We start from the raw sequence: 24,954 nt of genomic DNA, 5'->3' as shown, positions 1-24,954 counted from the left end.
TAACACGATCCTCCGTGCGCTCCGCCTTCCCCTCAATACTCCTCGTCCAAGTGCCAGCCGATCAAGTCACCCACCTCATCGTGGACATTGGCCAGCACTTCACAATCACAATAGCCGCCGTGTTCGTTCAGCCAGGGCACCACAAGCTCCGACGCCAGGCCCTGTTGATTCAGGAATACCCGTGTCCGGGTCAGGGAATGGTCGCAAGGCGGGGCATCGGTACGATCAAGAAAGGAGAACAGTGCTTTCAATTGTGCCAATGGCATCGGCAAGGAAGCACATAATGCCGCGCGCCGTTTTGCTTTGAATTCAGCCTTGAGCGCCTTCTTGGCCGCTTGATCCATCCGTCTTTCTCCGGCGCGGCGCCCGGTGTCCGCGCCATGGTATGAATTGAGGGGGGGGGGGGAGGAACCGGCCTTGCCGATGCTTGCCTACACGATAGAGGCCGGAGTCCCCTTTCCACTGGAGTGCTTTGCCGGTCAAATGGTTCCGGATGGACAGCATCACCAGCGTGATCTGTGACTGCGTTCTCTGCAATTATCACATCTGGTGGTCCAGCCAGGATCCCGTTCAGGACATACCCCGTGGTTGGTCCACTTTCGCTTCCGGGAAATACTGTCCAGCCCAACCCATAAAATCCGTCTCGGTATGACATTCCAAACAAGCTCCCGAGCAGGGCTGGTAAAGCCATAGTGCCTGCCCCGAACTCAGGCGCTTGTGCAAAAGACGCAGTTTGCCTTCCAGCCATTGCATCGGCGTGGCGGTACCGTATTGATGCGCCTGCAGCAGACGTTCAAAGGTATCGCGATCCACCCTGCCGGAGCGGGCCAGGTGGGCATCGAGTTCATGATTGAAGGCGGCGGCATCCATGGTCGGCGTTGTCACCCGGGGCGATTTACGACAGGGACTTACCCTAACGCAGGCGGGCCGCCCGGTCATCCCGGACGGCCCGCAGCAGACACCGGGAATCAGGCTTTGGCCGGCAACGGTTCAGTACGCAACCCCACGGAAACCAGCAGCCCGGCGAAGATCAATACCAGACCGCTTATGGCGAACACGCCGGTGGCGCCACTGACGTTGAACACCGCGCCGCCGGCGGCGGCCCCCAATGCGATGGCGAACTGAATCGCCACCACCATCAGCCCGCCACCGCTTTCCGCCTCGTCAGGCACGGTACGGGTGATCCAGGTGGACCAGGCCACCGGGACGGCACCGAAAGCCATGCCCCACAACGCCACCAGAATGGCATCGCTCACTGGCGTACCGGTGAGCATGGCCAGACTCAGACCGGCCACGCCCATCACCAGCGGCATCACCGCCAGTGTCAGTCGCATGTTACGTTCCACCAGCGCGCCGCCCAGGAAAGTCCCAATGAAATTGGCCACGCCGAAACCGAGCAAAATGGCTGAAATGCCGGACACCGCCACTCCGGTGACGTTTTCCAGGAAGGGGCGGACGTAGGTAAACAAGGCAAAGTGGCCGGTGAACACCAACAAGGAGGCCAACATGCCGAAACCCATGCGCGGCCGCATCATCACCTCGAACATGGTACGCAGACGGGTGTGACCATTGGGCGCCATGCGTGGCAGGGTGGCGAGCTGCACCAGCAGCGCCAGGATCCCCAGCAAGGAGGCCAGCAGAAACACATTCCGCCAGCCGATCTGATCACCCAGATAGCTGCCCAGTGGCGCCGCGAACACCGTAGCCGCCGACACGCCGCTGAACAATAGCGACAATGCCCGCGGCACCAGCGCTTCCGGCACCAGGCGCATTACCGTGGCCGCGGACATGGCCCAGAAGCCACCGATACCGATACCGAGAAACACTCGTCCCAGTAGCAGCACAATCAGATTAGGCGCATAGGCCACCAGCAGATTCGACACCACCAGCAGCACGGAAAAGCCGACCAACACATGGCGCCGATCAATCCGCCGGGTGACCGAAGCGATAAACAGACCGGTTATCATCGCCAGCACCGCGGTGATGGACACCGCCTGGCCCGCCAGACCTTCACTGACCGCCAGGTCCGCCGCCATCGGCGTCAGCAGACTGGCGGGCAGGAATTCGGCGGTGACCAGCCCGAACACTCCCAGGGTCAGGGAAATCACCGCTCCCCAGGCGGCGGTCACCGGAGCGCTCGTGTTCTCCCGCGCAGTATCAGACTTGTTCATGGGTCTCCCTTCTTTCTCAGATGGCATCACGAAGGGGGCCAGAATAGAGTGGACAAACCAGACGATCCATGCCATATAGTCGCTCATGCTTGATCAATCGTCCGAACCTCAATCTGATCTGTCCCGTTCCTCCAACGCTGATCTGATCAGCGAATTGCTAGCGGGAATGCGACTGCGAGGCCTGCGCTACCATCGTTTGAGGCTGACGCCACCGTTCGGCGTGCGCTTTGGCGAGGGAGGCACGCCCCGGGCCCATTTCCACTTCGTGGCGCGGGGGCAAGCCTATTTGCGTGGCGAAGACGGTGTTTTGAATGAATTGAACCACGGCGCCGCGGTGTTGATGCCCCGCGATGCCCCCCACGCCCTGCTCTCCGAACCGGCGCTGCCGTGCCGCCATATCACCGGCTTTGACGCCGCTGCCCTCTGCGATGCCGTCAATGACGTGCGGTCCTGCGACCCGGACACCTGCCGCAGCCAGGACACCTTGATCTTCAGTGGCTGCATGGAGCTGGATTTGGGTTCCCTGCATCCCTTGGTATCACTGATGCCGGCGGTCATGCGGGTGGACCCTCAAGCGGACCGGCAGTCGGAATTGCTCCCCATTCTGGAAGCCATGGAACAGGAGGTCTGCGGGCAGCGGGCGGGCTTCGCCAGCATCCTCACCCGGCTGGCGGAAGTGGTCGCCGCCGCCATCATACGAAGCTGGGTGGAATGCGGCTGCGGAGATGCCAGCGGCTGGGTGGAAGCATTGCGCGACCCACGCCTGGGCGGAGTGATCGCCGCACTGCATCGGGAACCTGGCCGGCATTGGACGGTGGAATCCATGGCGCGGGAGATGGGCGTATCCCGCTCGGTGTTCGCCGAACGCTTCCTTGCGGTGACCGGCATCACGCCGCTGCGCTACGTCACCGAACTGCGTATGCGCCTTGCCAGTCAGTGGCTGACCCGCGAACGCCTGCCTGTGGAGGACGTGGCGGAGCGGCTCGGTTACAGCTCCCAGGCGGCCTTCAGTCGCGCTTTCAAACGAACCACCGGCCACTCACCGGGGGCTTATCGCGCCGCCCTCCCCCACCAATCCGAAGAGACTTGACGAGGGGGCTGGCTCCCGGTCAATCACCAATCCGGCTGAAGGTTTCGAACGGCACCGCGCTGGCGCACAAAAACGCGTACAGCCGAACCGATTCATCGCCGGCAAAACGTTGCTTCAACGCCGCCAGCACCGGCTTTCGGGTTTGCAACGCCGCCCTCAGTTTCGGCATATCAGCGGCCTTTATCGTCCATTGCCATTCATATTCACAACAACCAAAGCTATCCGAAACACCCGCGCCCAGATCCTGTCCCACGAACACCAGATCACCGTTGCTCTGCAATTCGGCGGCAAGATAGCGATAGCCGCGCTGATCCCGGTTTCGCCGAAGTATCACTTTGTTTGGACGCCACCAGCGGCCCATAACATCATCCATCCAGTTGCTGTCACCGCACCGTCCCTGCGTCTGGCCATCAGGCCTTTAACCGTTGCTTCCAGGGGCGAAGTCCCTGCCTGAGATTACGGGAAACCCGCTTGGTTACCAAAATGAAACCCACCTCTCGGATCCGGAAAAAGGAAACTGCTAGATTGTACGTGAACCGTCCATAAAGGCTTCCAGTTGATGCCCTCCACCCCTTCCCGTTTTCCGGACGGCTTATTCCTCCTCTCCAGGCATCCGTTTTTGGGAGCGTTTTTCCCGGCGTATCAGGTAAAAGTCCTCCATCCACTCCATGCCCCAGAGCAGAATGTAGCCCGATACCACCAAGACGACGCCGATCAAGAACGCCGCCATTGCCACCCCGCCACCATTCAAGGCTTCTTGCATTCGAACACGCCCCATAACCCCACGTCAGGATCGTTTCCAAGCCCAACCTCCGATAACAGGCCAACAGGGGATCACTCCGGAGGTCTGCTCCGTCCTTTTTTCACGCTTTTCCCGATTCGGCAATGCCGCTGACACGCGGCATTCACCGACACAAAGCAGGTCATAAAACAAACAAAATAGGCGTCATATGCCTCTTTTTGTCCTTTTATCTACATTCTACACATACAAGTTAGCCATTCAACATCACATTTACAACAAAATTCATCATAAAACGTCGTTCTTGAAGGCCCCGCTATCTGCTGAACTGCCCGGCAGGAGAGGAGCAGCCATGAAGAACCCCAAACAACTCATCGGCCAACGCATCAGCTTGTTGCGGCGTGCCCGGCATCTGACCCAGAACGATCTGGCGGAAGGCGTCGGTGTGGACAGCCGCCATATCTCGCGGCTGGAAACCGGCAAATACTTTCCGTCACTGGATACTCTGATAACGATGGCCGAGGTGCTGGGAGTGGAGTTACAGGAGTTCTTTCTGTTTCCGTCGGTGGAAACGGAAAGCGAAATGCGGGAGGCCCTGGTCGCTATCGCCGAAGAAGCCCCGGAGCCGGTGCTCCGGGAAATATTGTCCTTCGCTCGCAACCAGCTGGCCCAGCGCCGGGGGGGGCGGCAGCGATAACCACGCAGGGAAATGACGTCAGCGCCTGTTATGCAGCGAGTGCACCGCGCCCGGTTTGTTTTTTATTCCCCGGACCATCGCTTTATGCACGAACGGCGAGGTCATAGCCCTCATCAAGGCACTGTAATTGACGCCGAAGCGGACCTCGCCGCCCACCTGCAGCCGGTGTGCGCCGCTATTGAGAATCAGGTGATCACTGCTGGCGCCAAGGATGGACAAGCCCTCGGGAGGCCACAGCCCATCCGGATCCAGATCCTGTTCTCCGATGGCCAGAATCGCCCGGGCCATATCACCACGATCCATGGACGTAACGCCTTCATCAAAGGCGGTTTCCCCCAAGGTGCCCCAAGGGAGGGAGGGTTTGATTTTGGACTCGATCACCTCCGCCACCAGGGCAATGGCGTCGGTATAAAGGCCGTCGACCGGCTGGCGATGTAGCGATTCCCGACCCAGCAAAATCGCTTCTCCCAGGCGCAAGTGGTTGACTCGCCCCTTGCGGCCCGCCCCCAATGCCCAATCCAGGTTGGCCGAATTACCACCGGATACCAGTTCCAGCTTCACTTCCAGTGTTTCCTCCAGCTCATCGGCCAGCGCCGACAGATCCGCCATATTGGCCGCATCCGGCGCCACGCCACTGTGGCAGGCCAGATTGGTGCCAATACCGGTAAGAACCAGATTGGGAAGACGTAACACCTCCCGGGCGGCATTGACCAGATCACCGGGGAGAATACCTTCGCGCAGGTCACCCAGCTCCACCATCAACACCACACCGTGAGTTCGCTCCGCGAGCTGGGCCGCGGCGGAAAGCCGGCGTACCACCGCCAGTTCGGTGTTGAAGCTGATGTCCGCATGCCGGACCACCCTTTCCACCTGGCTGAGCATGGGTGAGCGAATCAACATGATCGGCGCCGCGATGCGCTGTTGACGCATCGCTTCGATATTTTCAATGCGGGCGTCTCCCAGCCCGTTGACCCCGGCGCGCAGCATCGCCTTGGTGACCTCCACCGATCCCATGCACGATTTGGTGACACCGGTCACCGTGATGCCGTTTTCTCCCAACTCTTCCACCAGGAGACGGGCATTTTGCGTGATCTTGTCCAGATCCACTTCCAGGCGCGGAGCGTTCATTGCGTTTCTCCTTGAGACCGGACGGCGAGCTCCGGAAAAGCCGCGAACACCATATCCACCAGGTATTGGGCGGGTCTGGACAGCGCATCAGTGACGGGAACACCAAGATCGCGGGTGTAGGCATTGATGGCCGAAGCCACCTGACTCTCGTCCATGTGTTCATGATTGAGTGTCAAACCAATCACCCGCGTAGGTGAAAAGGTCTCGATCAAGCGGATTTCGTCGGCCGGATCCGGCATGGCCATGGTGGCGAAGTCGCATCGGAATTCACGTGCCGGAGCATGCTGCAAGACCACGCCATGAGGGCAGGCTCCACGCAGCACGAAGGAGGTCGTGGAAAAAGCCGGGTGACTCAGCGCGCCCTGCCCTTCGATGATGATCACATCGGGTTGCTCAGCGTGAAAGGCCTCGACGATGGTGGCTTCCAGCTCACCGGCACAAAACTGCGAGGGCACGGAATCCAGAGCCACACCATAGCGAGCCCCCTGGATCAGCCCTGTCTGTCCGGTACCAACCATCACCGCCTTGAGCCCCATGGCGTTGAGTGCCGCGGTGAGAACAGTGGCGGTGGTGCGTTTGCCGATGGCACAGTCCGTGCCCAACACCGCGATACGAGGACACGTAACCTCACTGATACGGCCGCTGAAAAGGCGCAGAAACTTCTTCGGCCGGGGACAGCGGACATCGACGATATCCACCTTATGGGCAATCCGGGCGGCGGCGAACTCCGGATCGTCGTTGAGGAACTCATGCAGTCCGTTAATGATGCTCATGCCCTCGGCCATGGCGGCCAGCACCACTTCCCGTTGCTCGGTGGAGAGCAGCCCGCTGGCCGGCGCCATGCCGAAGATAAGAAAATCCGGCACCGTATCCACCTGGCTCAGAGCGTCGCTCAGATCACGGCAAACCGGAATGCCGTTGGCGCTACCATCCAGAATGGTGCCGGTATCCTGACCGGCCTGACGGCTGTCGATCACCGACAGAACAGCGTATTTCTCGGAGTGGCGGATCAGCCCGTTAGCGGTTTTGCCATCGATATCACCGAACTGCCCTTCACAGTAGACAATCGCGGTAGCGATGTTCGCACGCGCGCGGGTAACAAAAGTGTGAGCGTTATGAAGAGGAGGTTCAGGAGGAACAAGCGGCGGGCGGGATCGGGAGGACGGGGCGACGGCGGGCGGAGCCTGTGCGGAGTAAGGACGGGCTCGCAACGAAATGGGGGAAACGATGGTCATGGTGAACTCCTCAAGCGGCGCGACGCTTAGAGGGGCAATAGCGATTAGGCCGGCCAGAGTGGCCGAAAAAACAACGAGAGATCCCCACTAAGCGGTGGGGTGGTCGACAGCCATGGTATCACGGATACGCCCCAATATAACAGCCACGCACTCTCACCAGGCACGGGGACGTTCCCCTTGCAGCAGACACTTTCCCTGCTCCACACTGACCAAAGCAACCAGATGGCGGGAACCGCCGCCATACGGGAGGCAATCTCATGATACAGGTGCGGATTTACCGTTATATCCCGGAAAACGATATCGAACCGCGGATGGAAGCGTTTGAAGTCGAGGAGGCTTTTCGTCAGCGCATGGTGCTGGATGTGCTGGAACACCTCAGGGAGAAAGACACAACCCTCGCCTATAGACGCTCATGCCGGGAAGGGGTCTGTGGCTCCGATGGCATGAACATTAACGGTAAAAACGGCTTGGCCTGTATAACTTCCGTTGCCGATACCGTTGGCCACTCCAACCTCCTGGTGATACGACCGCTTACCGGAATGCCTGTAATCCGAGATCTGATAGTGGATCAAAAGCACTTTTTTGAACAGTATCGACAGATCCAGCCCTGGTTGATCAATGATGGGCCGCCCCCTGCCATCGAGCGAACACAATCACCTGAGGAACGAGCCCGCCTCGATGGTCTCTACGAGTGCATCCTTTGCGGCTGCTGCACCTCCGGCTGCCCTTCCTGGTGGTGGAACCCGGACAAGTATCTGGGCCCGGCGGTGCTATTGCAGGTCGAGCGCTTCTTGAGGGACAGCCGGGACACCGCGACCGGCGCCAGGCTCGCCGCCCTAGATGATCAGTTCAGTGTTTTCCGCTGCCGGAACATTCAGAACTGCGCCGAAGTCTGCCCCAAAGGTTTGAATCCGATGAGGGCAATCAGCGATATCCGCCGCCGCCTGTTGAAGGAGGGGATTTGAGTAGCGGATCACCGACAGTTTCTACCATCCATTTTTATTGTTTTATTACTGAGCCATCTTACTAGCTCCCACGGTCTTCTCTTGGCGGCACATGACATCATCCACCAAAGTCCGCGCAGCTACCGCTATACGTCTCCCCGGCAAACTCCAGCAAGCAAAATCCATGACCGAATGGATCCGAGAACGTAATGCACTTGGAGGCATTCCACTCAATACACTCACTTTCGCGAACGGCGCCGGCACGAACGGCCCGGGCGGCGGCCAACTCAATGTCATCAACCACGAAATCAATATGGACCGGCGTCCAGTGCCTGACGTAGTTGCGTACCTGTGGCAGTGTGTGTGCCACACGCGAGCCGGTATCCTTTTTGAGAAGGTAGATCACCGCGGACGCGCCCGTCAGCTCCGCCACGTCGTTATCCAGTGTACGGCTGTACCTGAGCCCGAGAGCGTCGGTGTAAAACTCGATGGCTCGGGCCAGCTCAGGAACATCAATATTGACGATCATTTTCATGGTGGGAACTCCCGTTCGGAGAGCCCTGCAGGGACCGGTGCCGGCCTCTTTCCCTGCGATCCGTCGCAGCCAAAGCGCCCAGTTCCGGCCTACCGGGCAAATCTTCCGGTAAGCGGATCAACCATGCCAAACCGAGATCCCGCAGGCGATTCAACACCCACCAGCCCGGGGCCGGTTGATTCCCATACAATCCCAGCAACGCCGACCCTGGATAAGCGTGATGATTGTTATGTCAGTTTTCCCCATGGTCAGATAAGTCGCGGCGGGAATGTTGAAGCCCTGTACCGCCGCGCCTTCGCTGGCGCCCAACGTACCCGGCCCGAGACTGGACTGGTACCCGGAAACGCCAGGATTCTCGGCGTATGAGTGTTGGTATCCATACCGCACTCTCTCTAAGTTACCGTGGTGTTACGATCCCGGACCGGCGGCAGTCCGTACATGCGGGCGTACTCCCGGGTAAACTGAGACACACTGGCGTAACCGACCTCGAAAGCGACCCGGCTAGAGGTCTTTCCCTGGGATAGCATCAATCTGCGGGCTTCGATCAGGCGTAACTGCTTCTGGAACTGCAGCGGCGATAGCGAGGTAACCGCGCGGAAGTGCTTGTGAAAAGCGGAGCGACTCATGCCCGCTGCTTCCGCCAAACGCTCAATCGGTAGCGGCTTCGCATAATCTTGGCGCAGCATGGCCACCGCGCGGGCGATGCGTCGAACCTGACTGTCCGGCAAGCCCAGGCGGCGAATCGCCTGCCCCTGGTCTCCCAGCAGTAACCAGTAATGTATCTCCCTGACCAGTTGCTTGCGCAGCACGGACAACAACCGCGGTTGCTCCAACAACCTCACCAGCCTGAACATCGCATTATGAAGTTCTTCGTCGACGTTGATACCCACGGGTTCCTGAGGCGAACCCGCCATAGTCATGGCCACATCCAGATCGGTAATCACCGCCGGATCCAGATCCAAGGCCAGGGCCAGATAGGGCCTGGTGATTGTCGCCTCACTGATCCGGCTGGCCGTCGGCACATTGGCGGTGACGATCATCGAGTCACCCGCGGTAAAGGTGAACCCCCTATTGCCAATGGTGACTCGCTTACTGCCTTGCAGCACCAGACATACCAGAGGGCTGGCAATGGCATGTTCCAGTTCGCCAGGCGAGCAGCCACGCACCAGAAACAGACCGGGCACCGGGGTACCGGCGACACCATCCGCGTTGGCATGTTCACGGGTATAACGCTGGACCGCGTCACGTAGAGCATCAAACATGATTTATTTTTGCCCGACGACTTCGACCACGTAAAGTGAAATGGACAATCAGGCAAAAACCGGCGAGCTTCGGGCATCACCGGAGTGCCGTACCGTTCTACCGTAAAACCTCTGCAATGGAGGTGAACGATGAAAGACGAAACGAAATCAAGCGGCGTGGCAACCACCGCCTCTCCAGGACCAACCCCTGATCCGGCGCCATCTCCCGGGGAGCACCCTCATCGTGGTGTCCGCGTATCCGGACGGGATGGCGCAGAAGGGCCAAAGGCCTTCTATATTCACATCGAGGCTCTACCCGGTAAGGAGAATCAGGTCGTCCGTATGCTTGAAGACATTCTCGGCTGTGTGGAGGAGGAGCCGGCCACCGGCCCATGGTATGCGGTACGGTATTCGCAAACCACTTTTGGTATCTTCGAGGTTTTCCCGGATCTGGCCGGGCGGCAGGCGCACGTGGAGGGCGGCGGCGGCGATATCTTCCGGGATGTTGAGCGGATGAACGCGCTACTGGCCTATCCCGCCCATGTCCATAGATTGGATGTACTAATGAGCAAAGAGGTGTTTGCCCGGCGCTGAAGGCTCCTCTCCACCGCCAATCCACCATCAGCCCACCACCCGCCGCCGGTCCCTTGGTTCCGGCGGCGCGCTCCCCGGCTCGGCCCGGCGTCAGGCCACCTGACCTGCCTTAACCCTCTTATCTGTGCGACAATCCGCGCGATGCGCTTCCCGCCCTTGCGGCCAGGCGAGTTGCCACTCTCCGGCTTACTCTGGCCGGGCACGCGGGAATGCACACTGGAGCCAGTCTGACAGGAGTCCCGATCCCATCATGAAGAAAATCCTCATCGCGCTTTCTGGTATGGCGATAGCCGCCGTCATCATTTTCCTGATGATCTCCCATGATAGGTCTCCGGATATTCAAGCGCTGACGGACGCGATGCTGGAAAAGAAGGACGCCAGGCTCACACGATTGGAATCCGTGGAAGATAAAGTACTCAGGAAGTCACTTCTTAACCTGGTGTACGACGCCATGTTCACCGATGGAATGGAACTGGACTTCCGGGCACCGCCACGAAACACCACCTATACCACCGCCAAGCTGGCCCGCCTGGACGATTATTCGAGCATCGATGAACTGACAGAGGTATTCCTGGCCAACCAGATCGCCGCCACCACCTATCCGGACAGAAGCTGCGTATGGCCGCGCGAACCTTTCAACTACCCTTTCCAGCATCGATTAGCCTGGACTGCCATTCGGCTGGATAACGGCGAGATCACGGCATTGCCGAATCACTTTTCGGGAAGCGCCTACAATACTGAAATAGAGTACAGCGGCGCCCGGAATACGTTTTGCTATCGTGATCCCCTTGGCCCGGACAAACCGGCCCCCGTCGCACTGGTCGGTGAGTTCTCCGTTCAGCTTCCGAGAAAGCTGATCCAGTTTGACTTCAGCCGCTCGGATATCGACCAGCCCCAATCGAAGGACGGGTACACGGTGACTTTGGTGGAGGCCAATGACTTCTCTTACGCCATTGAAGTGTCCTCCCCCAACGGCAAATCGCCACCATTAGGCAGCAAGGACATCATCGGCGAAGCTCTTGATGACACTGGAAAGTACCTTTCCCATACAGGTACCCGCACCGGCCGCTCTGAACTTTATGAAGCTTCCGACCTTATCATCGACGACCTGATTGATCGGGCAGTTGAAGGGACACTGACGGAGACTCAAATAGACCAGCGATTCGATGAAATGCAGAATGAGCTGAATGAAAAATATGGAAACAGGCTCCATAAGCACTTCTTTTTCAGCGGCTCCGTTAAAACCGCCCGTATAACCCTGCTCGACAAGGAAGCGAAGCAAACGCCTTTTAAACAGCATCTCGACTTACCCATTCGCAACCTGGCCAGGCGGCAGCCCACGCCGAGCCTCGATCTGGATACGCTGGAGCGCATTCCCACCCTCAGTCCTGTCTACGACCATTCGATCCAGAACAAGGTGGAGCTCAACGCAGACGAAATGAAGACCGCCATCGACATTCGTCAGAATGAGATATCAGCGGATTTGGAGTACAGCGCCCAGGTAAAGCTTTATTATCCCCAGGTACAAAGCGACCGCTTTCTCGGTATATTCGATCGCTACCAAAAGCCTGGGGTTCACGACATCGTCTTTCTTAATGCCGAAGGCACTGCCATCAATCTGCCCAGTGACGACCCGGACTATTATCGATTCATGGTGAGCCGGATAGAGTATAACCCCGGGCGCTTTCCTGAAAAGCCGGTGCGGCTCTCCGCCACCGTGCCCGTGGTAACCACGCCAGAGCTGACCAAGAAAAGTCACGATCGAAACAATCTACCTGATGGTGTACGCATCCTGGACAACATGATCATTATTGACCGCGCCGTCTTTGGGCCCGCGCGCAATAGTGAGCCTTCCGAGAAGACTCATCTGTTCTTCGCCAAGAGCGCCGGCCAGCGCTATCTGAGCAAGGTCACGGATCTTCACTTCCCAAGAACCGAGGGCCCCGGTGTTGATGTCATCTACTACAACGGCCTGCCGGAGATCTTTGAAGTCTGGCACAGAGGGGACACGAAGACCGTGGACTATCAGGTCGATCTGCATCTGAAGGAGCCGGCCGCAAGGGAATAAGCGGCCGCACCGTCATTCGTGTTGCAGAATATTGACCAGCTTCCCAAACGGATCACGGACATAGAATCGCCGCACGCCCCAGGGTTCGCTGACGGGACCGTACTCCACCGGGATCCCGGCTGCCTTGAAGCGCGCCAACGCCGCCTCGACATCATCAACTTCGATGGAGAGATCAGGTACCGGGGTTCCCGAGCCGCCTTCCGAGGCAAAACTGACCTGAACCCGCATCGTCTCGGCCGAGCCGTAAGTCCGTAACCAGCCGTGATCCATCAACAGGTCAAGGCCCAGCATTTCCCCATAAAAGAACGCGGCCTTCTCGACATCCGATGTCTCGATGTTGGCCATGATGCGCTTGACTCTCATAGTTCACCTCAACTGTGGCAAAACCGCGCGCCTCCAAGCCGTTTCTGCAGCTGGCGACGGGATTGCGACGATAACGTCCGGTATTGAAAGGACAGGCTGCGTGGCCGCCCTTCCACAACATCTAAATACGAACTTCCACCACCAGAATATCGGTTCCGTAGAGCGTCTTCATTTCGTCCAGGAACCAGGGAGCAAACGCCTCGCCAAAGGCGTTCCAAAGGGTGATGGCCACATTACTGAATGCCCAGGGCGGTTCCTTGCCGCCGTGATCGGTCCGATATTCAGTAATATGAAATGTCTTCGCGCAATTCCGGCATTGCGGATAATCGTCTTCTCTTTCGTACCAGGCGCTGATGCTATCCGCCGCGTCCCAGCCCATGTCGTGATTACACTCCGGGCAAGCAAAATGGAGGTCGGCACCCTCCATGGGATGGAAAACCCGGCGGCTGCCATGATGCAGCTCCAGACCATGGGTCAGCAGCGTATGTTCCGAACTGTCCGGTCGTGGTTCTTCATCGAAGATCCGTGATATCTCCGGCAGAAACCGGTAGCCCGGTTCACCCAGGGTGCAGTCGGACAGCGCATTTTCCACCATGCCTCTTTTCTGGAACCAGTAAAGGATCTCCTTCACCTTGGCATGATCGTCGGGGTAGTCCCCTTTATGAACCGGCACGATGTGGGTGCAGTTGTCACTCATTACGGTGTTCTCTCTTTTGATCCAGCACCCCGGAGTCTGCTCCCGGGTTACCCGTGCAGATCCAGAAAGATGCCATGAACCCATCATCTTGCCTTTTGCGCCGATCAAACGCACGCTCCCAGTATCCCATCCCACACGGATACGGTGAGGGAAAGGCGAGACAGGACAACCCGGCGGACAGACGCCGGCAGAGAGGGAGAAATAATAATGTCGCGCGACATTCTGGTACTGGGAGCCGGCATGGTCGGTGTATCCGCTGCCTGGCATCTGCTTGAACGCGGTCACCGGGTAACCCTGGTCGACCGTAACGAGCCAGGCCGGGAAACCTCCTTCGGCAACGCCGGTATCATCCAACGCGAAGCCGTTCGCCCCTACCGTTTCCCCCGGGACCTGGCCACGCTGATGCGGGTGTTGCCCAACCGGCAAATCGACATCCGCTACCAACCCTCTGGTATGGTTCAGGCGGCCGGCCCGCTGTTTCAGTATTGGCGTAACTCCGAGCCCGAGCGCTACGCCCGCATCGTGCCCGAGTACGCCGCTCTCATCCGCCATGCTTTGGACGCTCATGCGCCGATGATCAATGCGGCCGGCGCCGAAGCGCTGGTTCGCCGTGAAGGATACCTCGAAGTGTTTCGCAGCACCGAGGCTTTGGAGCAAGAATGCCGGCTGGCACAAGCCGATGCGCAACACTATGGCGTTACCCATCGCGTTCTGAACAGCGCGGCGCTGGCCGAGATGGAACCGGATCTCGCCGCCGGCCTCGCCGGTGCCATTCACTGGACCCAGCCCTGGACCGTCACGGATCCGGGCGCTCTGGTCGCCGCCTACGCCAAAGCGTGTCAGGAGAAAGGCGGACAGTTTATTCAGGGCGCACTGCGAAAACTGGGCCATGACGGCAACGCCTGGCGGGCGGAGATCGGCGACGAGATTCGATCGGCCCAACAGGTCGTACTGGCATTGGGGCCCTGGTCCAAACACTGGCTGTCACAACAAGGTCTTTCCGTGCCCTTGTTCGTCAAACGCGGCTATCACATGCATTACGGCGCCCGTGGCGGAGCCCGCCTGCGGCACTGGGTGATGGACGCCGAGATCGGCTACCTGCTCGCCCCCATGCGCGCCGGTATACGCCTCACCACCGGTGCCGAGCTGGCCCGCCACGACGCCACACCCCACTACCAACAGCTGGCCGCCGCCGAAGCCACCGCCCGCCAGTTGTTTCCTCTGGGCCAACGCCTCGACCCTCAACCCTGGATGGGCGCGCGCCCCTGTACCCCGGACATGAAGCCGATTATCGGCCCGGCGCCTGGTTTATCCGGACTATGGCTGGCCTTCGGCCACGGCCATCAGGGGTTCACTCTGGGCCCCATCACAGGGAAGTTACTCGGACAAATGATGGACGGCGAGCCCACCGATGTGGACCTGGGGCCTTATCGGGTGGACCGGTTTTGATCTCCGGATAGCAGCGAGGCGGCCTGACAATGAAAGAGCCCGTCGACGACGGGCCCTTATCTCCTTGTGGTTTACTGGATGGTGGCAACCACACTGGTGGGAGTATAGACCAACTCCACCGCGACATCGCCGGCATCAACGGCGTCGAACGTTCCCGCCACGGCCGCGCCACTCAACAACGTGAACGTCTCACCGCTTTGCGGGGCGAGCGCCTGGAAATCCAGCACCAGATTTCCGCCATCAACATAAATGGTTTTCCCCACAGTAAGCTGACTTTCATCGTCATCCATTCGTAACGTCAGCCCGCCACCGTCCACTGTCAGATTACCACTGATGGCCAAAGCCCCATCCACGTCCACCAAGACCATGCCTTCCTCCACATACACATCGCCGACGCCGAACGCGGATGGGGAGAGCGCCGCCAGAGTGCCATCCTCCACCAGGGTTCCGCCGGAGTAGGTGTTTTCGCCGGTCAGCGCCAGATAGCCATCACCATCCTTGCGCAGACGGCCCGCACCAGAAATATCGTTCCGCCAGGCGTCCCGTGCGTTGAACCCACCAAGACCGGCATCCATGGTCACGGAGACATCGCCGAGGAAGGCGCCATAGCCATCCGCGGCGGTCACCAGATCCAGGCGGCCCCAGCCATTGGTGGCATCCAGGACTGGGTACCCGGAGTCAATGGAGGTGGTATAAAGCACCGCCCTGCGCTGCTCGTCGGTAAGGTACGGCAGGCGCGTGGCCAACAGGACTTCCGCGCCTTCCGGTACGATCGGGTCCTGGCCGGCCTTACCCGGGTCCCGCGGCAAACCGTAGGTCATGCGGAAGCGGTACGCTTCCTTGTTGGCCTCGTGATCGTCATACAAATTGTTGTCGTAGACTTCGGTGCGAACATTGGCTCCGTCAATAAGTCCCGCCTGGTCGGTTACCGGACGATGGGCGTATTGGTACAAATCCATCCCCTCGGCCTCGGCCAGGTCACCGAAGAACTGCTGGGTACGCTGGTACGCCGCGGTCGCCTGATCCAGGATAGCCGGCTGATTGAGCGCGTAGCTGGCGACGATCATGGATTGCACACGCCCTCCGATCACATCAAGCGGAGAATGCATGCCCGCCATGATCCGGCTCTCACCCAGTTGCGAAGCCCGGGTCAACATCTCTGAATAGCGCTGCGGCAGCGCATAGGCATAGGCCATGGCGGCAAGATAACCGGCGTTGGTATGGCCACTGGGATAGCCACCATCCTTGCGACGGTTCTCGGTGTCCTCGGTGTACAGCCCTTTGTCATGATCACCGCTACTGTGAGCACGGCGGGCGCACATCAGACCCGGCACCACTTTCACACTGGTGGTATAGCTGTCCACCGTTCGCACCTCACTATTGCCGGCGCTGTCCACGCAGGTGTAATCCTTGACGGTACCCAGGAAATCGATCTCGCCATTGTCGGTCATCCGCCAGGGACGCGGCGTGGAGAAGATGTACTTGGACGCGTTAGTGGATGCCGGCGAGCGCTGACGGAAAGCATCCACCAAAGTGACGACTTCTCCCAGCGTGGAGCTCTGATCCCCGGCAAAGACGATGTTGTCATTGGAGCCCGGCTGATAGTGCTCGTCCTCCAGCACCTGGGTGATGGTCGGAACGGGGATATCCACATAAGCCCCGGAGTTCTCCACATAAGTCTCGGTGAGCGGCCCGTAGCCATCGATCACGCTGTAGTTCTTGCTTCGGCTATCGTCAAGAAACGCCAGGATCGCCTGCTCGTCGGAGCGCTCATGAGTCACATTGATGACATACCGCATGTTGGCGGCCCAGACCTCGGCATTGATGATCGGATTCGCCAGATAGCTGTCCGGACCGCTGCCTGACGCCGCGCTCTGATAGCTGTCCGACGTTCCCTTCCAAATGTCATTGATACCGCTGAGAAGCCTGGCAACAGGGTTGTCACCAATGACCCAACGTAAAGTGTCATCCGCATTGTTTTCGGCGTACCGGCTGGCAGGCAGGGGGTAAGTGACCGACGGTGTTGCCACCGTTAGTTCACTGCCGGTACCCGCGGGCTTATTAGGCTTATCGATATCGGAAGGGGAGTCACTATCGCTTGAGCTGCCACCGCAGCCGGACAAAGCCAGTGCAGCCACGGCAGCCAGAATCAGAGAACTGGAACGCTCTCCTGGCAACGAATGGAAAGTCATGGACGGCTCACTTATCGAAGATGGAATCGGATTGAGTTTCTTGTCACAAGAAAGGAAGACGGTGATCGCTTTTGCAAACCTCTCCACCCTTGTCAAAAGGAGCCATCCTAGTCAGAAAGCATGAACCTTCCGTTACATACCGTTATGAATGACAGGCACCCGAACAAGGCTTGGAACGGCGCCGGAGCCGACCTCACCCTCCATCTAGCGAAGTTGGATCAGCCCGCCGCCAGCATTCAATCGAGGAACCCCGCCATGCTTGATAAAATAGGCATCGATGGCCAGTGCCTCCTGCCAATGCAAAAAGCCGGCCTTCAAATGAGACGCCATGCACTCTTCAAGCGGGAAAAAAGCGACATGCATCCTCTCACTTGCTCCTTCCGGCCACCTCCATGCTGCTGAATGCCCTGAATAACGGCCTTCGTAATGAATGCCCGCGGATGACGCAAACTGAGACATCCGGTTCTTGAAATTGTCGGTCATTCCGATGTACTGCACTTCGATTGCCGAGGGACAAGGGACCTCCTTCGGCGTTCCCCAGGCAATGGCGTAGATTCCTGACATTTTTCTTACCGGTGCAAGTGGAGGGTCCACCTTGTCGGAGCGCCCTCCTGGTCCCGGCCAAAAACAGCGATTGATTCTGCTCCAGTGAAACCACTGATCAAGAAAAGGCTTTAACCTGAACCTGTCCAACCCCTACCCCTCAAGACACACTAAAAGTCATTTTCCGTCTTTTACCACGTTACAAACCGGCATCGCCGTGCCAGTACAGCTACCAGCAGCGTAAGATACGCACATAACGCCGATTGCGGCTGTATGAAGGCGGCTGCCCGAACCAGCGTTGGTAGGTACGTGACAAATGCGCGGAATCAGTGAAACCGGCGGCATGGGCGATCTCAGTGATGCTTCGGTCCGAATGGAGCAACTCAAATACCCGTTGCAGCTTTCTCCACGCCTTGTAGTCACGCAGAGACATACCGAATACGTCACTGATCACCCGCGACGCCCAAAAATAGGATACGCCCAATTGTTCGGCCAGTTGAGCCAGAGAAACTTCTGGCTGAGCTTCCAGGAGTGTACGAAGACGTCCCGCCCTGGGATCCACCCGGGGCGGTACCGGCATGTGCCGGAAGGGCACCCGCAACACTTCTTGATAGACCTCTTCAGCTTTGCAGGCCGGTAATCCGCCCCGGAACAGCGCTTCCAACTCTTGTTCCAGATTGCCGAACTGCCCCCGATCCAGCAGCGATATCCGCCCCTTGGCCAACCCATTGAGGGCATCATAATGGGGGGAAGCCGGCATAACATGGAAACAAACCAAGGGCACATTGGCCGCCAACAAACTGCGGGGAACGAATGGAGGCACCAGGATGGCGCGGCCGCGCCATTCCTGTCCGCCAGCGGACACGGTAAACCGGCCCTCGCCAACGGAAAGAAGGACCGCCGCCGACGGCGGCCGGGTGTCACGGGTATCGATCCACGGCGCGGTATAGATAAAGCCGGACCGACCCATCATGTAGACGTTATCCTTCACCTCGTGGGACAGGATACCGAACCCCGAACTGTCCCGTTCCGAGTGTTTCACCGCCATGGAATCTCTCCTCCGCGCGGCCTAGTCTTCCACGGCCAGCTGCTGCCCCGCTCACTCCATCATAGCCGAAAGCACGATCCTGGAGACTTGTACGTTTTTGCGGTAACAGGGCAAAACCGTTCAATTCTTGACGACCCGCTTTAATCCATCCTGGTGTTTGTCAGCTCAATCAGAACAGACGCGGCGAGCGCGCCCAAAAATCAAATAATTGCATTTCCATCCAAATCACGACGGCTCGCCCAAATCACAACAACAAGGGTCAGGAGAACTGTACCATGCTCAAGCAGGTCCCCCACCGGCGTCAGCGGTACTCCACCGCCGTGATCGCCTTTCTATCCTCGTTATTGCTCTTGATGTCCGGGTGCGGTGGCTCATCGTCATCGGATTCCGACAGAGAGCCACTTTCCGGTCTGTTCGGCGCCCTTCCAATATCCGGCGTCAGCTACCGGCAGGGTGACGCGCCATGGCGAACTACCGGCGAGTTGGGTCAATTCCACTATACCGGGGATGAGACACTCACCTTCGCCCTTGGCGATCTGACCCTGGGAAGCACCTCCGGAGCAAAAGCACTCACCGTCGCCAATCTATCGCCCGCTGCCACACCGGCGGAGACGCCGGCGATGATCAATACCCTGGTGCTGCTGCAAACCCTGGATGCCGACGGCAGCCTTCATAATGGTATTCAGATTACACCACGGATCCGGGAACGGGTTTCCGAGCAGGCCGCCAGCCTGACTTTGGATCAGCCCACCCCCGATTTCAACGCCGCCCTGCAAAGTGTAGTGGATGATCTGGAAAGTGCCGGCGCCTTCTCCGACACCGATTCCAGAGCCCGTCGGCTGACCACGCCCGATGATGCGGAGGAGAACTTCCAACGTGCCGTCTCCCCCCGCCGGTTGGTTGAAACCAACGGCGGTCAGCTCAGTGGCTTCCAAGCCGATGAAAATACCTGGCAGTTTCTTGGCATCCCCTATGCGAAACCGCCATTGGGCGAACTGCGCTGGCGCCCGCCGGTGGATCCCGAGCCGTGGTCCGGCATCCGCCACGCCGTTGCCTGGAGCGATCAGGCCGCGCAAAACACCGCCCTGGAACGGTTCGGTGAGGGCGGCATGAGTGAAGATTCGCTTTATCTCAATGTGACGGCACCGAAGAACGCCGATGGCCTGCCGGTGATGGTCTGGTTTCATGGCGGAGGCTTCACCGCGTTGACCAGTAACACCAAGCCGTTCAATAACCCGCAGGCAGTGGCGAGCAAAGGCGTGGTACAGGTCTCGGTTAACCACCGGCTGGGGCCGTTCGGCTATATCGCACACCCCGAGTTGAGTGCGGAGAGCGGTTATAACGGCTCAGGCAACTACGGACAAATGGACCTGATCGCGGCCTTGGAGTGGGTGCGTGACAACATTGAAGCCTTTGGTGGAGATCCCGGTAACGTCACCATATTCGGAGAATCCGGTGGCGGCCGCAAAGTGCTGTCGTTGATGGCCTCTCCCCGCGCCGCCGGCCTGTTCCATCGGGCGATCAGCCAGAGTGGCACGCTCTATCCGGATACCCGTACCCTGGCGGCCGCCGAGGCCGTCGGTAGCCAACTGCAAACTGAACTGGACGCTTCGTCTCTGGCTGAGATGCGCCAGAAGAGCTGGCAGGAAGTAGCGGCTGCCGCGGCGACGCTGGCGCCCTACACCAACATTGACAACCACTATCTACCCTACGCCGAACGCGTCGCTTTCGAATCCGGCAATCAGAACGACGTGCCGTTTATGTTCAGTATCAACGCCAACGATACCCCGGACCCCACCAATACCGCCATTGAGGTGTTTCCCTGGATGGCGCCACTGTGTTCGGCCAATCACTACGCCACCTATTTCACTCACCAGCCCGCTGGCTGGAAAGCCCGGGGCGTGGAAGCCTACCACGCCGCCGAACTGGCCTATGTGTTCAACATGCCAGAGAGCGTCATCACCCACTACCTGCTGGGCCTGGTCATCGATCCGGCAACCGGCGGTTCGTTGGTCATTGATGATCTCAACGGCAACGGCGTGTCCGGATCCCAAGGCGATCCCGCCGATATTCTTGCCTCCGCCGGTTTCGATCAGACCGACCAGGCGGTAATCGATCGCATGCTCACCATCTGGACCAACTTCGCAAAAACCGGCGATCCGAGCATTGAGGGTGACATCGACTATCCGCTTTATGACGCGGCCAGTGAAAGCTATGTGGAAATAGGCGCCAACAGCGAAGCGAAGACCGGCCTCGGCAGTGTGCTGAGTGACTGAAGGCAGATAACGGTGACTGGAATCAAGGAGATCACCATGCAAAAAGAACAAAGGCAAGGCTCACGGCTGATACATCTCATTGCCGTGGCGCCCCTGATCCTCGCGGGCTGCGGCAGCGATAGCGACAATCACGGCGGCCCCTCCAGCCCTGATACCCAGACAGGTACCTTTATCGACAGCCCGGTGGCCGGGATCGATTACGTCGGGACCGAAACCGTGGCGGGTATCACCGACCAGGCCGGTCAGTTCCACTATCAAAGCGGAGAGCAGATCACTTTCTCCATTGGTGAATTGAAACTGGGCAGCGCGGAAGGGGCGCCCCAGCTCACCCCGCTGAACATCACCGAGGACGCCACCTCCGCTGAAGACGAACGCGTGAGCAACAAACTCATTCTTCTGCAGTCACTGGACCAGGATGGCGATTTGAACAATGGCATTCAAATCACCGATATGATTCGCTCACAGGTTTCCGACAACGCGGAGATCATCAATTTTAACCAGTCGCCCGACCAGTTCCGGGAGGCTCTGCAATCGATCCTCACCGATCTGGAAAACAACCAAGCCTTCTCGGATACCGATCCACGCCCACGACGTGTCCGCTACCTTGACGAAGCAGTGGAGCATTTCACCCGCTCCATCAGCCGGCGGATCGTCGTCGCCACCACCGGCGGTGACCTGCGTGGCTTCGAAGCAAACGAGAACACCTGGCAATTTCTCGGCATCCCCTACGCTAAACCACCCCTCGGCGAACTGCGCTGGCGGCCGCCGGTGAAGCCCGAACCCTGGGAAGGCATCCGCGACGCCGTGGCCTGGGCCGACCAATCCGCCCAGGCCACGGCTCTGGAAAGCGTCAATGAAGGCGGCATGAGCGAGGATTCCTTGTACCTCAACATCTCCGCTCCGAAAAACGCCGACAGCCTGCCGGTAATGGTCTGGTTCCACGGCGGTGCCTTCGCCATTCTTTCCGCCAACTCCAGGCAGTACAACAACCCGGACAGCCTCACCAGCAAGGGAGTAGTACTGGTAACGGTCAACCATCGCCTGGGACCGTTCGGCTATATCGCCCACCCCGAACTCAGCGAGGAAAGCGGCTACGGAGGCTCGGGCAACTATGGGCAGATGGATCTGGTAATGGCACTAGAGTGGGTGCGGGACAATATCGCCGCCTTTGGCGGAGACGCCGGCAACGTCACTCTATTCGGTCAATCCGGCGGCGGCGGAAAAACCTATTCACTGATGAATTCCCCCCAGGCCGCAGGTTTGTTTCACAAGGCCATCGTGATGAGCGGCTTCGCGCCTCTGGAAACGGGCGGCGCGCCAGGGGATTCACTGGCGGAATCCGAACTCGTGGGCACCGCCCTGTTCGACCGGGCCGGCGTGGATACCCTGGAGCAAGCCCGGCAGTTACCTTGGACCGCGTTCACCGATGCCGACGCGCAACACGGCATCCCACGCCAAACCTACCGGCCCAATGTGGATTACTACTATCAGCCCAAGACCTACTATCAAAACGTCATCGACGGCATGCCCAGCGACGTCCCCCTGATGGCCGGTGTCACCGCCGGTGACTATCCCCATTTGCGCGCGGCCCTGCCTGTATGGCTGAGCCAGCGTTCCTCGCATTATCAGTCCGACCAGTACGTTTATAAGTTCAGCCGGGTCCCATCGGGTTGGCTGAGCCGGGACATCATGAGCTGCCACGGGTGCGAATTACCCTACCTGTTCAACCATCCGGCCGGTCTGGTGCAGAACTATCAACTTGGGCTGGTCAACACGGTGGACGGCGAGAAACCGGAAATCAGTGATCTGAACGGAAACGGCATCGACGGCGACGTAGCGGATGTCTTCGCTTCCATGAGCTACGGCCAGGACGATGAAACCGTGGTGGAGCTGATGATGACCATGTGGACCAACTTCGCCAAAACCGGCGATCCCAGCCCGGCCCATCTGCAGTGGCCCGCCTACACCGAGGACAACGGCAGCTTCCTGGAAATCAGGCAGGATACCGAAGCTTCCGTGGAAACCGGCGTTGCGGAGGCCATGGGGTTGGAGTAACCCTAAACAGAAACTGAGAGCCAATCGAAAATTGGCGCAAAGTGAGGTCTGGTCTTGTCTTGGGCTCAAAGAGAAGACCAGACCTCCTGTTCTCAAGCCGCTAACATCATTCCGCTCAAGCCTCAAACCCCACCCCGGGCTTTAGCTTTCGGGTCAGTGCCCAGAACACCAACGCCAACAAACTCACCACCGCTCCCAGGGCACAGACGCCCACCCAGCCTGAATACGCGTAAGCCACCGTGGTACTGATGGCGCCAAGGCCGCTGCCCACCGAGTAGAACAGCATATAAAGCCCCACCAGACGGCTGTGCGCTTCCGGGTGCGTGCGAAAAATCATACTCTGGTTGGTAACGTGCAGCGCCTGGCCACCGAGATCCAGCAACACGATGCCAATCAACAGCGCCCACAGCGACCATGCCATCAACGATAGCGGAATCCACGATAACAACAGTAATACCAAAGCGGCGGCACTGGTGTATTGACCGTAACCCCGGTCGGCCCAGTAGCCGGCACGGGCGGCAGCCGGGGCTCCGGCCGCCCCCACCAGCCCGAAGGCGCCGATCAGGGAGTGCGAGAACTCATAGGGAGGAGCGCTCAACGGCAGCACCAGTGCACTCCAGAAAATATTGAAAGCGGCGAACATCAGCAACGCCAATACACCGCGCACTTGCAATACCCGCTCTGTTCTCAGAAGCGTGAGCATGGAACGCAATAAACGCGGGTAGCTCATGCTATCCGAAAGCACCACCAGAACCGGTAACCTTCGCCACAACGGCCAGGCCAGCGCCAACATCATTGCCGCCGAGCAAAAATAGACACCTCGCCAACCGGCCACATCGCTGACACCGCCGGCAAAAACACGGGCCAGCAACAACCCGACGAACACACCGCTCTGAGCCGCGCCCACCACCCGGCCCTGTTCATGGGGCGCCGCGGCACTGGCAGCGTAGGCAATCAGCCCCTGGGTCATGGCGGTACCCAGTAACCCCACGGCGAGCATGCCCGCCAGCAACACCGGCGTTGATTGCGCCAGGGCCACCGTGATCAACGCGATCACCAGGGCCAGCAACTGCCCCGCCATCAATCGGCGACGGTCCAGCCGATCCCCCAACGGCACCAGTAGTAACAGAGCCAGGGCGCACCCCACCTGAGTAGCGGTAACCACACCACCCACCGCCGCATGACTGATACCGAAATCCAGCGCCAGCGTATCCAGTAACGGTTGCGCGTAATAGACATTGGCCACGCTCAACCCGCTGGCGGCGGCGAACAGCAGAACCAGAGCACGCGGTAATACAGCACGCGCCGTTGATGAACAGGAAACGGGGGACGTCGTCATAGCATCCAACCAGTTGCAAATAGAAACTGGTTGGATGCTATGCATTCCAGTTTTAAAATGCAACCACAACATCCACCACCTGATATCATCGGAGACGCCATGCCCCGCCGCTCCAGCTCTGACAGCACCTGCCCGGTGGCCCGCGCCGTCGATGTGATCGGCGATCGCTGGTGCCTGCTGATCCTACGGGATGCCTTTGACGGCGTATGTCGCTTCCGGGACTTCCAGCGCGATCTCGGCATGGCCCGCAATATTCTCACCGACCGCCTGCGCCGCCTGGTGGATGCGGGTGTGCTGGACACCCGGCCGGCTTCCGACGGCACCGCCTATCAGGAGTATGTGCTGACCGCCAAGGGAGAAAGCCTGTTTCCCGTCGTTGTCGCGCTACGTCAATGGGGTGAGCATCACCTGTTTGCCCGCGGCGAACGCCATTCGTTACTAATCGACAAGAACACCGGCAAGCCGGTGCCCTTCATGACCCCTCGGGATGAGGATGGCCATATGCTGCCCCCGGATCAGTCGGAAGTGAGGAAGCTGACGTAAAGAGAAG

Annotated in this window: 24 protein-coding genes; 9 read left to right on the top strand and 15 right to left on the bottom strand. The window is 59.2% G+C overall.

Translation table 11 applies throughout. The features are described from left to right. Positions 1 to 32: 32 nt before the first annotated feature. The 3 genes from RYH70_RS06155 to RYH70_RS06145 all read right to left on the bottom strand — a co-directional run bounded on the left by RYH70_RS06155 (position 33) and on the right by RYH70_RS06145 (position 2,171). On the bottom strand, positions 33 to 344 hold the full coding sequence (locus tag RYH70_RS06155; protein ID WP_262460429.1) for a DUF2695 domain-containing protein: 312 nt from the start codon (positions 342 to 344) through the stop codon (positions 33 to 35). 226 nt (positions 345 to 570) lie between these two features. Further along, positions 571 to 870, bottom strand: coding sequence for a hypothetical protein (locus RYH70_RS06150; protein ID WP_262460427.1), 300 nt, complete (start codon positions 868 to 870; stop codon positions 571 to 573). A gap of 98 nt (positions 871 to 968) precedes the next feature. Next, a complete protein-coding gene (locus RYH70_RS06145; protein ID WP_063141829.1) occupies positions 969 to 2,171 on the bottom strand; it encodes an MFS transporter in 1,203 nt (400 codons plus the stop codon). Between the two features lie 85 nt (positions 2,172 to 2,256). On the opposite strand from RYH70_RS06145, the gene RYH70_RS06140 reads away from it, so the two are divergent. Beyond that, positions 2,257 to 3,261 (top strand): AraC family transcriptional regulator, encoded by a 1,005-nt coding sequence (locus RYH70_RS06140; RefSeq protein WP_316310055.1) that lies wholly within the window; start codon positions 2,257 to 2,259, stop codon positions 3,259 to 3,261. A 19-nt stretch (positions 3,262 to 3,280) separates the two neighbouring features. Here RYH70_RS06140 and RYH70_RS06135 read toward each other — a convergent pair whose 3' ends face one another. Both RYH70_RS06135 and RYH70_RS06130 read right to left on the bottom strand, forming a co-directional pair. Next, positions 3,281 to 3,622, bottom strand: coding sequence for a hypothetical protein (locus RYH70_RS06135; protein ID WP_022995405.1), 342 nt, complete (start codon positions 3,620 to 3,622; stop codon positions 3,281 to 3,283). Positions 3,623 to 3,853: 231 nt separating this feature from the next. Further along, complete coding sequence (locus RYH70_RS06130; protein ID WP_022995404.1) at positions 3,854 to 4,024, bottom strand: hypothetical protein; 171 nt, start codon at positions 4,022 to 4,024, stop codon at positions 3,854 to 3,856. A gap of 328 nt (positions 4,025 to 4,352) precedes the next feature. Here RYH70_RS06130 and RYH70_RS06125 point away from each other — a divergent pair, with 328 nt between their 5' ends. Beyond that, positions 4,353 to 4,697, top strand: coding sequence for a helix-turn-helix domain-containing protein (locus RYH70_RS06125; protein WP_317009940.1), 345 nt, complete (start codon positions 4,353 to 4,355; stop codon positions 4,695 to 4,697). A gap of 18 nt (positions 4,698 to 4,715) precedes the next feature. Here the strand turns inward: RYH70_RS06125 and RYH70_RS06120 are convergent, their stop codons facing one another. After that, entirely contained in the window at positions 4,716 to 5,825 is a 1,110-nt protein-coding gene (locus tag RYH70_RS06120; RefSeq protein ID WP_317009939.1) for an alanine/ornithine racemase family PLP-dependent enzyme, read from the bottom strand. Further along, on the bottom strand, positions 5,822 to 7,060 hold the full coding sequence (locus RYH70_RS06115; protein ID WP_316310054.1) for a DUF1611 domain-containing protein: 1,239 nt from the start codon (positions 7,058 to 7,060) through the stop codon (positions 5,822 to 5,824). The genes RYH70_RS06120 and RYH70_RS06115 overlap by 4 nt, the downstream gene beginning before the upstream one ends. Positions 7,061 to 7,320: 260 nt before the next feature. Between RYH70_RS06115 and RYH70_RS06110 the strand changes: the two genes are divergently transcribed. Then, the gene (locus RYH70_RS06110; protein ID WP_284456165.1) at positions 7,321 to 8,025 is read left to right on the top strand and encodes a succinate dehydrogenase iron-sulfur subunit; all 705 of its coding nucleotides are present in this window, start codon (positions 7,321 to 7,323) and stop codon (positions 8,023 to 8,025) included. A gap of 97 nt (positions 8,026 to 8,122) precedes the next feature. On the opposite strand, the gene RYH70_RS06105 is transcribed toward RYH70_RS06110, so the two are convergent. Continuing rightward, the gene (locus RYH70_RS06105; RefSeq protein ID WP_063141841.1) at positions 8,123 to 8,539 is read right to left on the bottom strand and encodes a VOC family protein; all 417 of its coding nucleotides are present in this window, start codon (positions 8,537 to 8,539) and stop codon (positions 8,123 to 8,125) included. A gap of 392 nt (positions 8,540 to 8,931) precedes the next feature. After that, positions 8,932 to 9,801, bottom strand: coding sequence for an AraC family transcriptional regulator (locus RYH70_RS06100; protein ID WP_317009938.1), 870 nt, complete (start codon positions 9,799 to 9,801; stop codon positions 8,932 to 8,934). Positions 9,802 to 9,930: 129 nt separating this feature from the next. On the opposite strand from RYH70_RS06100, the gene RYH70_RS06095 reads away from it, so the two are divergent. Next, complete coding sequence (locus tag RYH70_RS06095) at positions 9,931 to 10,374, top strand: putative quinol monooxygenase (protein WP_051414424.1); 444 nt, start codon at positions 9,931 to 9,933, stop codon at positions 10,372 to 10,374. 250 nt (positions 10,375 to 10,624) lie between these two features. Continuing rightward, a complete protein-coding gene (locus RYH70_RS06090) occupies positions 10,625 to 12,442 on the top strand; it encodes a hypothetical protein (protein WP_317009937.1) in 1,818 nt (605 codons plus the stop codon). A gap of 12 nt (positions 12,443 to 12,454) precedes the next feature. Here the strand turns inward: RYH70_RS06090 and RYH70_RS06085 are convergent, their stop codons facing one another. Together RYH70_RS06085 and RYH70_RS06080 are read right to left on the bottom strand one after the other, a co-directional pair. Then, positions 12,455 to 12,787: a VOC family protein gene (locus RYH70_RS06085; RefSeq protein WP_258954009.1), complete on the bottom strand. Its 333-nt coding sequence runs from the start codon at positions 12,785 to 12,787 to the stop codon at positions 12,455 to 12,457. A 139-nt stretch (positions 12,788 to 12,926) separates the two neighbouring features. Further along, positions 12,927 to 13,502, bottom strand: a complete 576-nt coding sequence (locus RYH70_RS06080; protein WP_317009936.1) for a hypothetical protein — start codon at positions 13,500 to 13,502, stop codon at positions 12,927 to 12,929. 207 nt (positions 13,503 to 13,709) lie between these two features. On the opposite strand from RYH70_RS06080, the gene RYH70_RS06075 reads away from it, so the two are divergent. Continuing rightward, complete coding sequence (locus RYH70_RS06075) at positions 13,710 to 14,951, top strand: NAD(P)/FAD-dependent oxidoreductase (protein WP_317009935.1); 1,242 nt, start codon at positions 13,710 to 13,712, stop codon at positions 14,949 to 14,951. 71 nt (positions 14,952 to 15,022) lie between these two features. On the opposite strand, the gene RYH70_RS06070 is transcribed toward RYH70_RS06075, so the two are convergent. The 3 genes from RYH70_RS06070 to RYH70_RS06060 all read right to left on the bottom strand — a co-directional run bounded on the left by RYH70_RS06070 (position 15,023) and on the right by RYH70_RS06060 (position 18,734). Further along, positions 15,023 to 17,143, bottom strand: coding sequence for a phosphatase PAP2 family protein (locus RYH70_RS06070; RefSeq protein WP_317009934.1), 2,121 nt, complete (start codon positions 17,141 to 17,143; stop codon positions 15,023 to 15,025). Positions 17,144 to 17,347: 204 nt separating this feature from the next. Continuing rightward, a complete protein-coding gene (locus tag RYH70_RS06065) occupies positions 17,348 to 17,707 on the bottom strand; it encodes a hypothetical protein (protein ID WP_317009933.1) in 360 nt (119 codons plus the stop codon). 208 nt (positions 17,708 to 17,915) lie between these two features. Further along, complete coding sequence (locus RYH70_RS06060) at positions 17,916 to 18,734, bottom strand: helix-turn-helix domain-containing protein (RefSeq protein ID WP_055099048.1); 819 nt, start codon at positions 18,732 to 18,734, stop codon at positions 17,916 to 17,918. A gap of 275 nt (positions 18,735 to 19,009) precedes the next feature. Here RYH70_RS06060 and RYH70_RS06055 point away from each other — a divergent pair, with 275 nt between their 5' ends. Both RYH70_RS06055 and RYH70_RS06050 read left to right on the top strand, forming a co-directional pair. Then, positions 19,010 to 21,010, top strand: coding sequence for a carboxylesterase/lipase family protein (locus RYH70_RS06055; protein WP_317009932.1), 2,001 nt, complete (start codon positions 19,010 to 19,012; stop codon positions 21,008 to 21,010). Between the two features lie 36 nt (positions 21,011 to 21,046). Further along, a complete protein-coding gene (locus RYH70_RS06050) occupies positions 21,047 to 23,065 on the top strand; it encodes a carboxylesterase/lipase family protein (RefSeq protein ID WP_317009931.1) in 2,019 nt (672 codons plus the stop codon). A 115-nt stretch (positions 23,066 to 23,180) separates the two neighbouring features. On the opposite strand, the gene RYH70_RS06045 is transcribed toward RYH70_RS06050, so the two are convergent. Further along, positions 23,181 to 24,404 (bottom strand): MFS transporter, encoded by a 1,224-nt coding sequence (locus tag RYH70_RS06045; RefSeq protein WP_317009930.1) that lies wholly within the window; start codon positions 24,402 to 24,404, stop codon positions 23,181 to 23,183. Positions 24,405 to 24,503: 99 nt separating this feature from the next. Here RYH70_RS06045 and RYH70_RS06040 point away from each other — a divergent pair, with 99 nt between their 5' ends. Then, on the top strand, positions 24,504 to 24,947 hold the full coding sequence (locus RYH70_RS06040; RefSeq protein ID WP_022995386.1) for a winged helix-turn-helix transcriptional regulator: 444 nt from the start codon (positions 24,504 to 24,506) through the stop codon (positions 24,945 to 24,947). Positions 24,948 to 24,954 lie beyond the last annotated feature (7 nt).

The organism is Alloalcanivorax xenomutans, from assembly GCF_032810065.1.
In the GTDB taxonomy this organism is placed as follows: Bacteria; Pseudomonadota; Gammaproteobacteria; order Pseudomonadales; family Alcanivoracaceae; genus Alloalcanivorax; species Alloalcanivorax xenomutans.
This window is presented reverse-complemented; position numbering and strand designations above follow the sequence as displayed.

What these genes read in the sequence shown, in the direction of transcription:
- RYH70_RS06155 (WP_262460429.1), bottom strand. Translation starts at nt 344, where the DNA reads ATGGATCAAGCGGCCAAGAAGGCGCTCAAGGCTGAATTCAAAGCAAAA.
- RYH70_RS06150 (WP_262460427.1), bottom strand. Translation starts at nt 870, where the DNA reads ATGGATGCCGCCGCCTTCAATCATGAACTCGATGCCCACCTGGCCCGC.
- RYH70_RS06145 (WP_063141829.1), bottom strand. Translation starts at nt 2,171, where the DNA reads ATGAACAAGTCTGATACTGCGCGGGAGAACACGAGCGCTCCGGTGACC.
- RYH70_RS06140 (WP_316310055.1), top strand. Translation starts at nt 2,257, where the DNA reads ATGCTTGATCAATCGTCCGAACCTCAATCTGATCTGTCCCGTTCCTCC.
- RYH70_RS06135 (WP_022995405.1), bottom strand. Translation starts at nt 3,622, where the DNA reads ATGGGCCGCTGGTGGCGTCCAAACAAAGTGATACTTCGGCGAAACCGG.
- RYH70_RS06130 (WP_022995404.1), bottom strand. Translation starts at nt 4,024, where the DNA reads ATGCAAGAAGCCTTGAATGGTGGCGGGGTGGCAATGGCGGCGTTCTTG.
- RYH70_RS06125 (WP_317009940.1), top strand. Translation starts at nt 4,353, where the DNA reads ATGAAGAACCCCAAACAACTCATCGGCCAACGCATCAGCTTGTTGCGG.
- RYH70_RS06120 (WP_317009939.1), bottom strand. Translation starts at nt 5,825, where the DNA reads ATGAACGCTCCGCGCCTGGAAGTGGATCTGGACAAGATCACGCAAAAT.
- RYH70_RS06115 (WP_316310054.1), bottom strand. Translation starts at nt 7,060, where the DNA reads ATGACCATCGTTTCCCCCATTTCGTTGCGAGCCCGTCCTTACTCCGCA.
- RYH70_RS06105 (WP_063141841.1), bottom strand. Translation starts at nt 8,539, where the DNA reads ATGAAAATGATCGTCAATATTGATGTTCCTGAGCTGGCCCGAGCCATC.
- RYH70_RS06100 (WP_317009938.1), bottom strand. Translation starts at nt 9,801, where the DNA reads ATGTTTGATGCTCTACGTGACGCGGTCCAGCGTTATACCCGTGAACAT.
- RYH70_RS06095 (WP_051414424.1), top strand. Translation starts at nt 9,931, where the DNA reads ATGAAAGACGAAACGAAATCAAGCGGCGTGGCAACCACCGCCTCTCCA.
- RYH70_RS06090 (WP_317009937.1), top strand. Translation starts at nt 10,625, where the DNA reads ATGAAGAAAATCCTCATCGCGCTTTCTGGTATGGCGATAGCCGCCGTC.
- RYH70_RS06085 (WP_258954009.1), bottom strand. Translation starts at nt 12,787, where the DNA reads ATGGCCAACATCGAGACATCGGATGTCGAGAAGGCCGCGTTCTTTTAT.
- RYH70_RS06080 (WP_317009936.1), bottom strand. Translation starts at nt 13,502, where the DNA reads ATGAGTGACAACTGCACCCACATCGTGCCGGTTCATAAAGGGGACTAC.
- RYH70_RS06075 (WP_317009935.1), top strand. Translation starts at nt 13,710, where the DNA reads ATGTCGCGCGACATTCTGGTACTGGGAGCCGGCATGGTCGGTGTATCC.
- RYH70_RS06070 (WP_317009934.1), bottom strand. Translation starts at nt 17,143, where the DNA reads ATGACTTTCCATTCGTTGCCAGGAGAGCGTTCCAGTTCTCTGATTCTG.
- RYH70_RS06065 (WP_317009933.1), bottom strand. Translation starts at nt 17,707, where the DNA reads ATGTCAGGAATCTACGCCATTGCCTGGGGAACGCCGAAGGAGGTCCCT.
- RYH70_RS06060 (WP_055099048.1), bottom strand. Translation starts at nt 18,734, where the DNA reads ATGGCGGTGAAACACTCGGAACGGGACAGTTCGGGGTTCGGTATCCTG.
- RYH70_RS06055 (WP_317009932.1), top strand. Translation starts at nt 19,010, where the DNA reads ATGCTCAAGCAGGTCCCCCACCGGCGTCAGCGGTACTCCACCGCCGTG.
- RYH70_RS06050 (WP_317009931.1), top strand. Translation starts at nt 21,047, where the DNA reads ATGCAAAAAGAACAAAGGCAAGGCTCACGGCTGATACATCTCATTGCC.
- RYH70_RS06045 (WP_317009930.1), bottom strand. Translation starts at nt 24,404, where the DNA reads ATGACGACGTCCCCCGTTTCCTGTTCATCAACGGCGCGTGCTGTATTA.
- RYH70_RS06040 (WP_022995386.1), top strand. Translation starts at nt 24,504, where the DNA reads ATGCCCCGCCGCTCCAGCTCTGACAGCACCTGCCCGGTGGCCCGCGCC.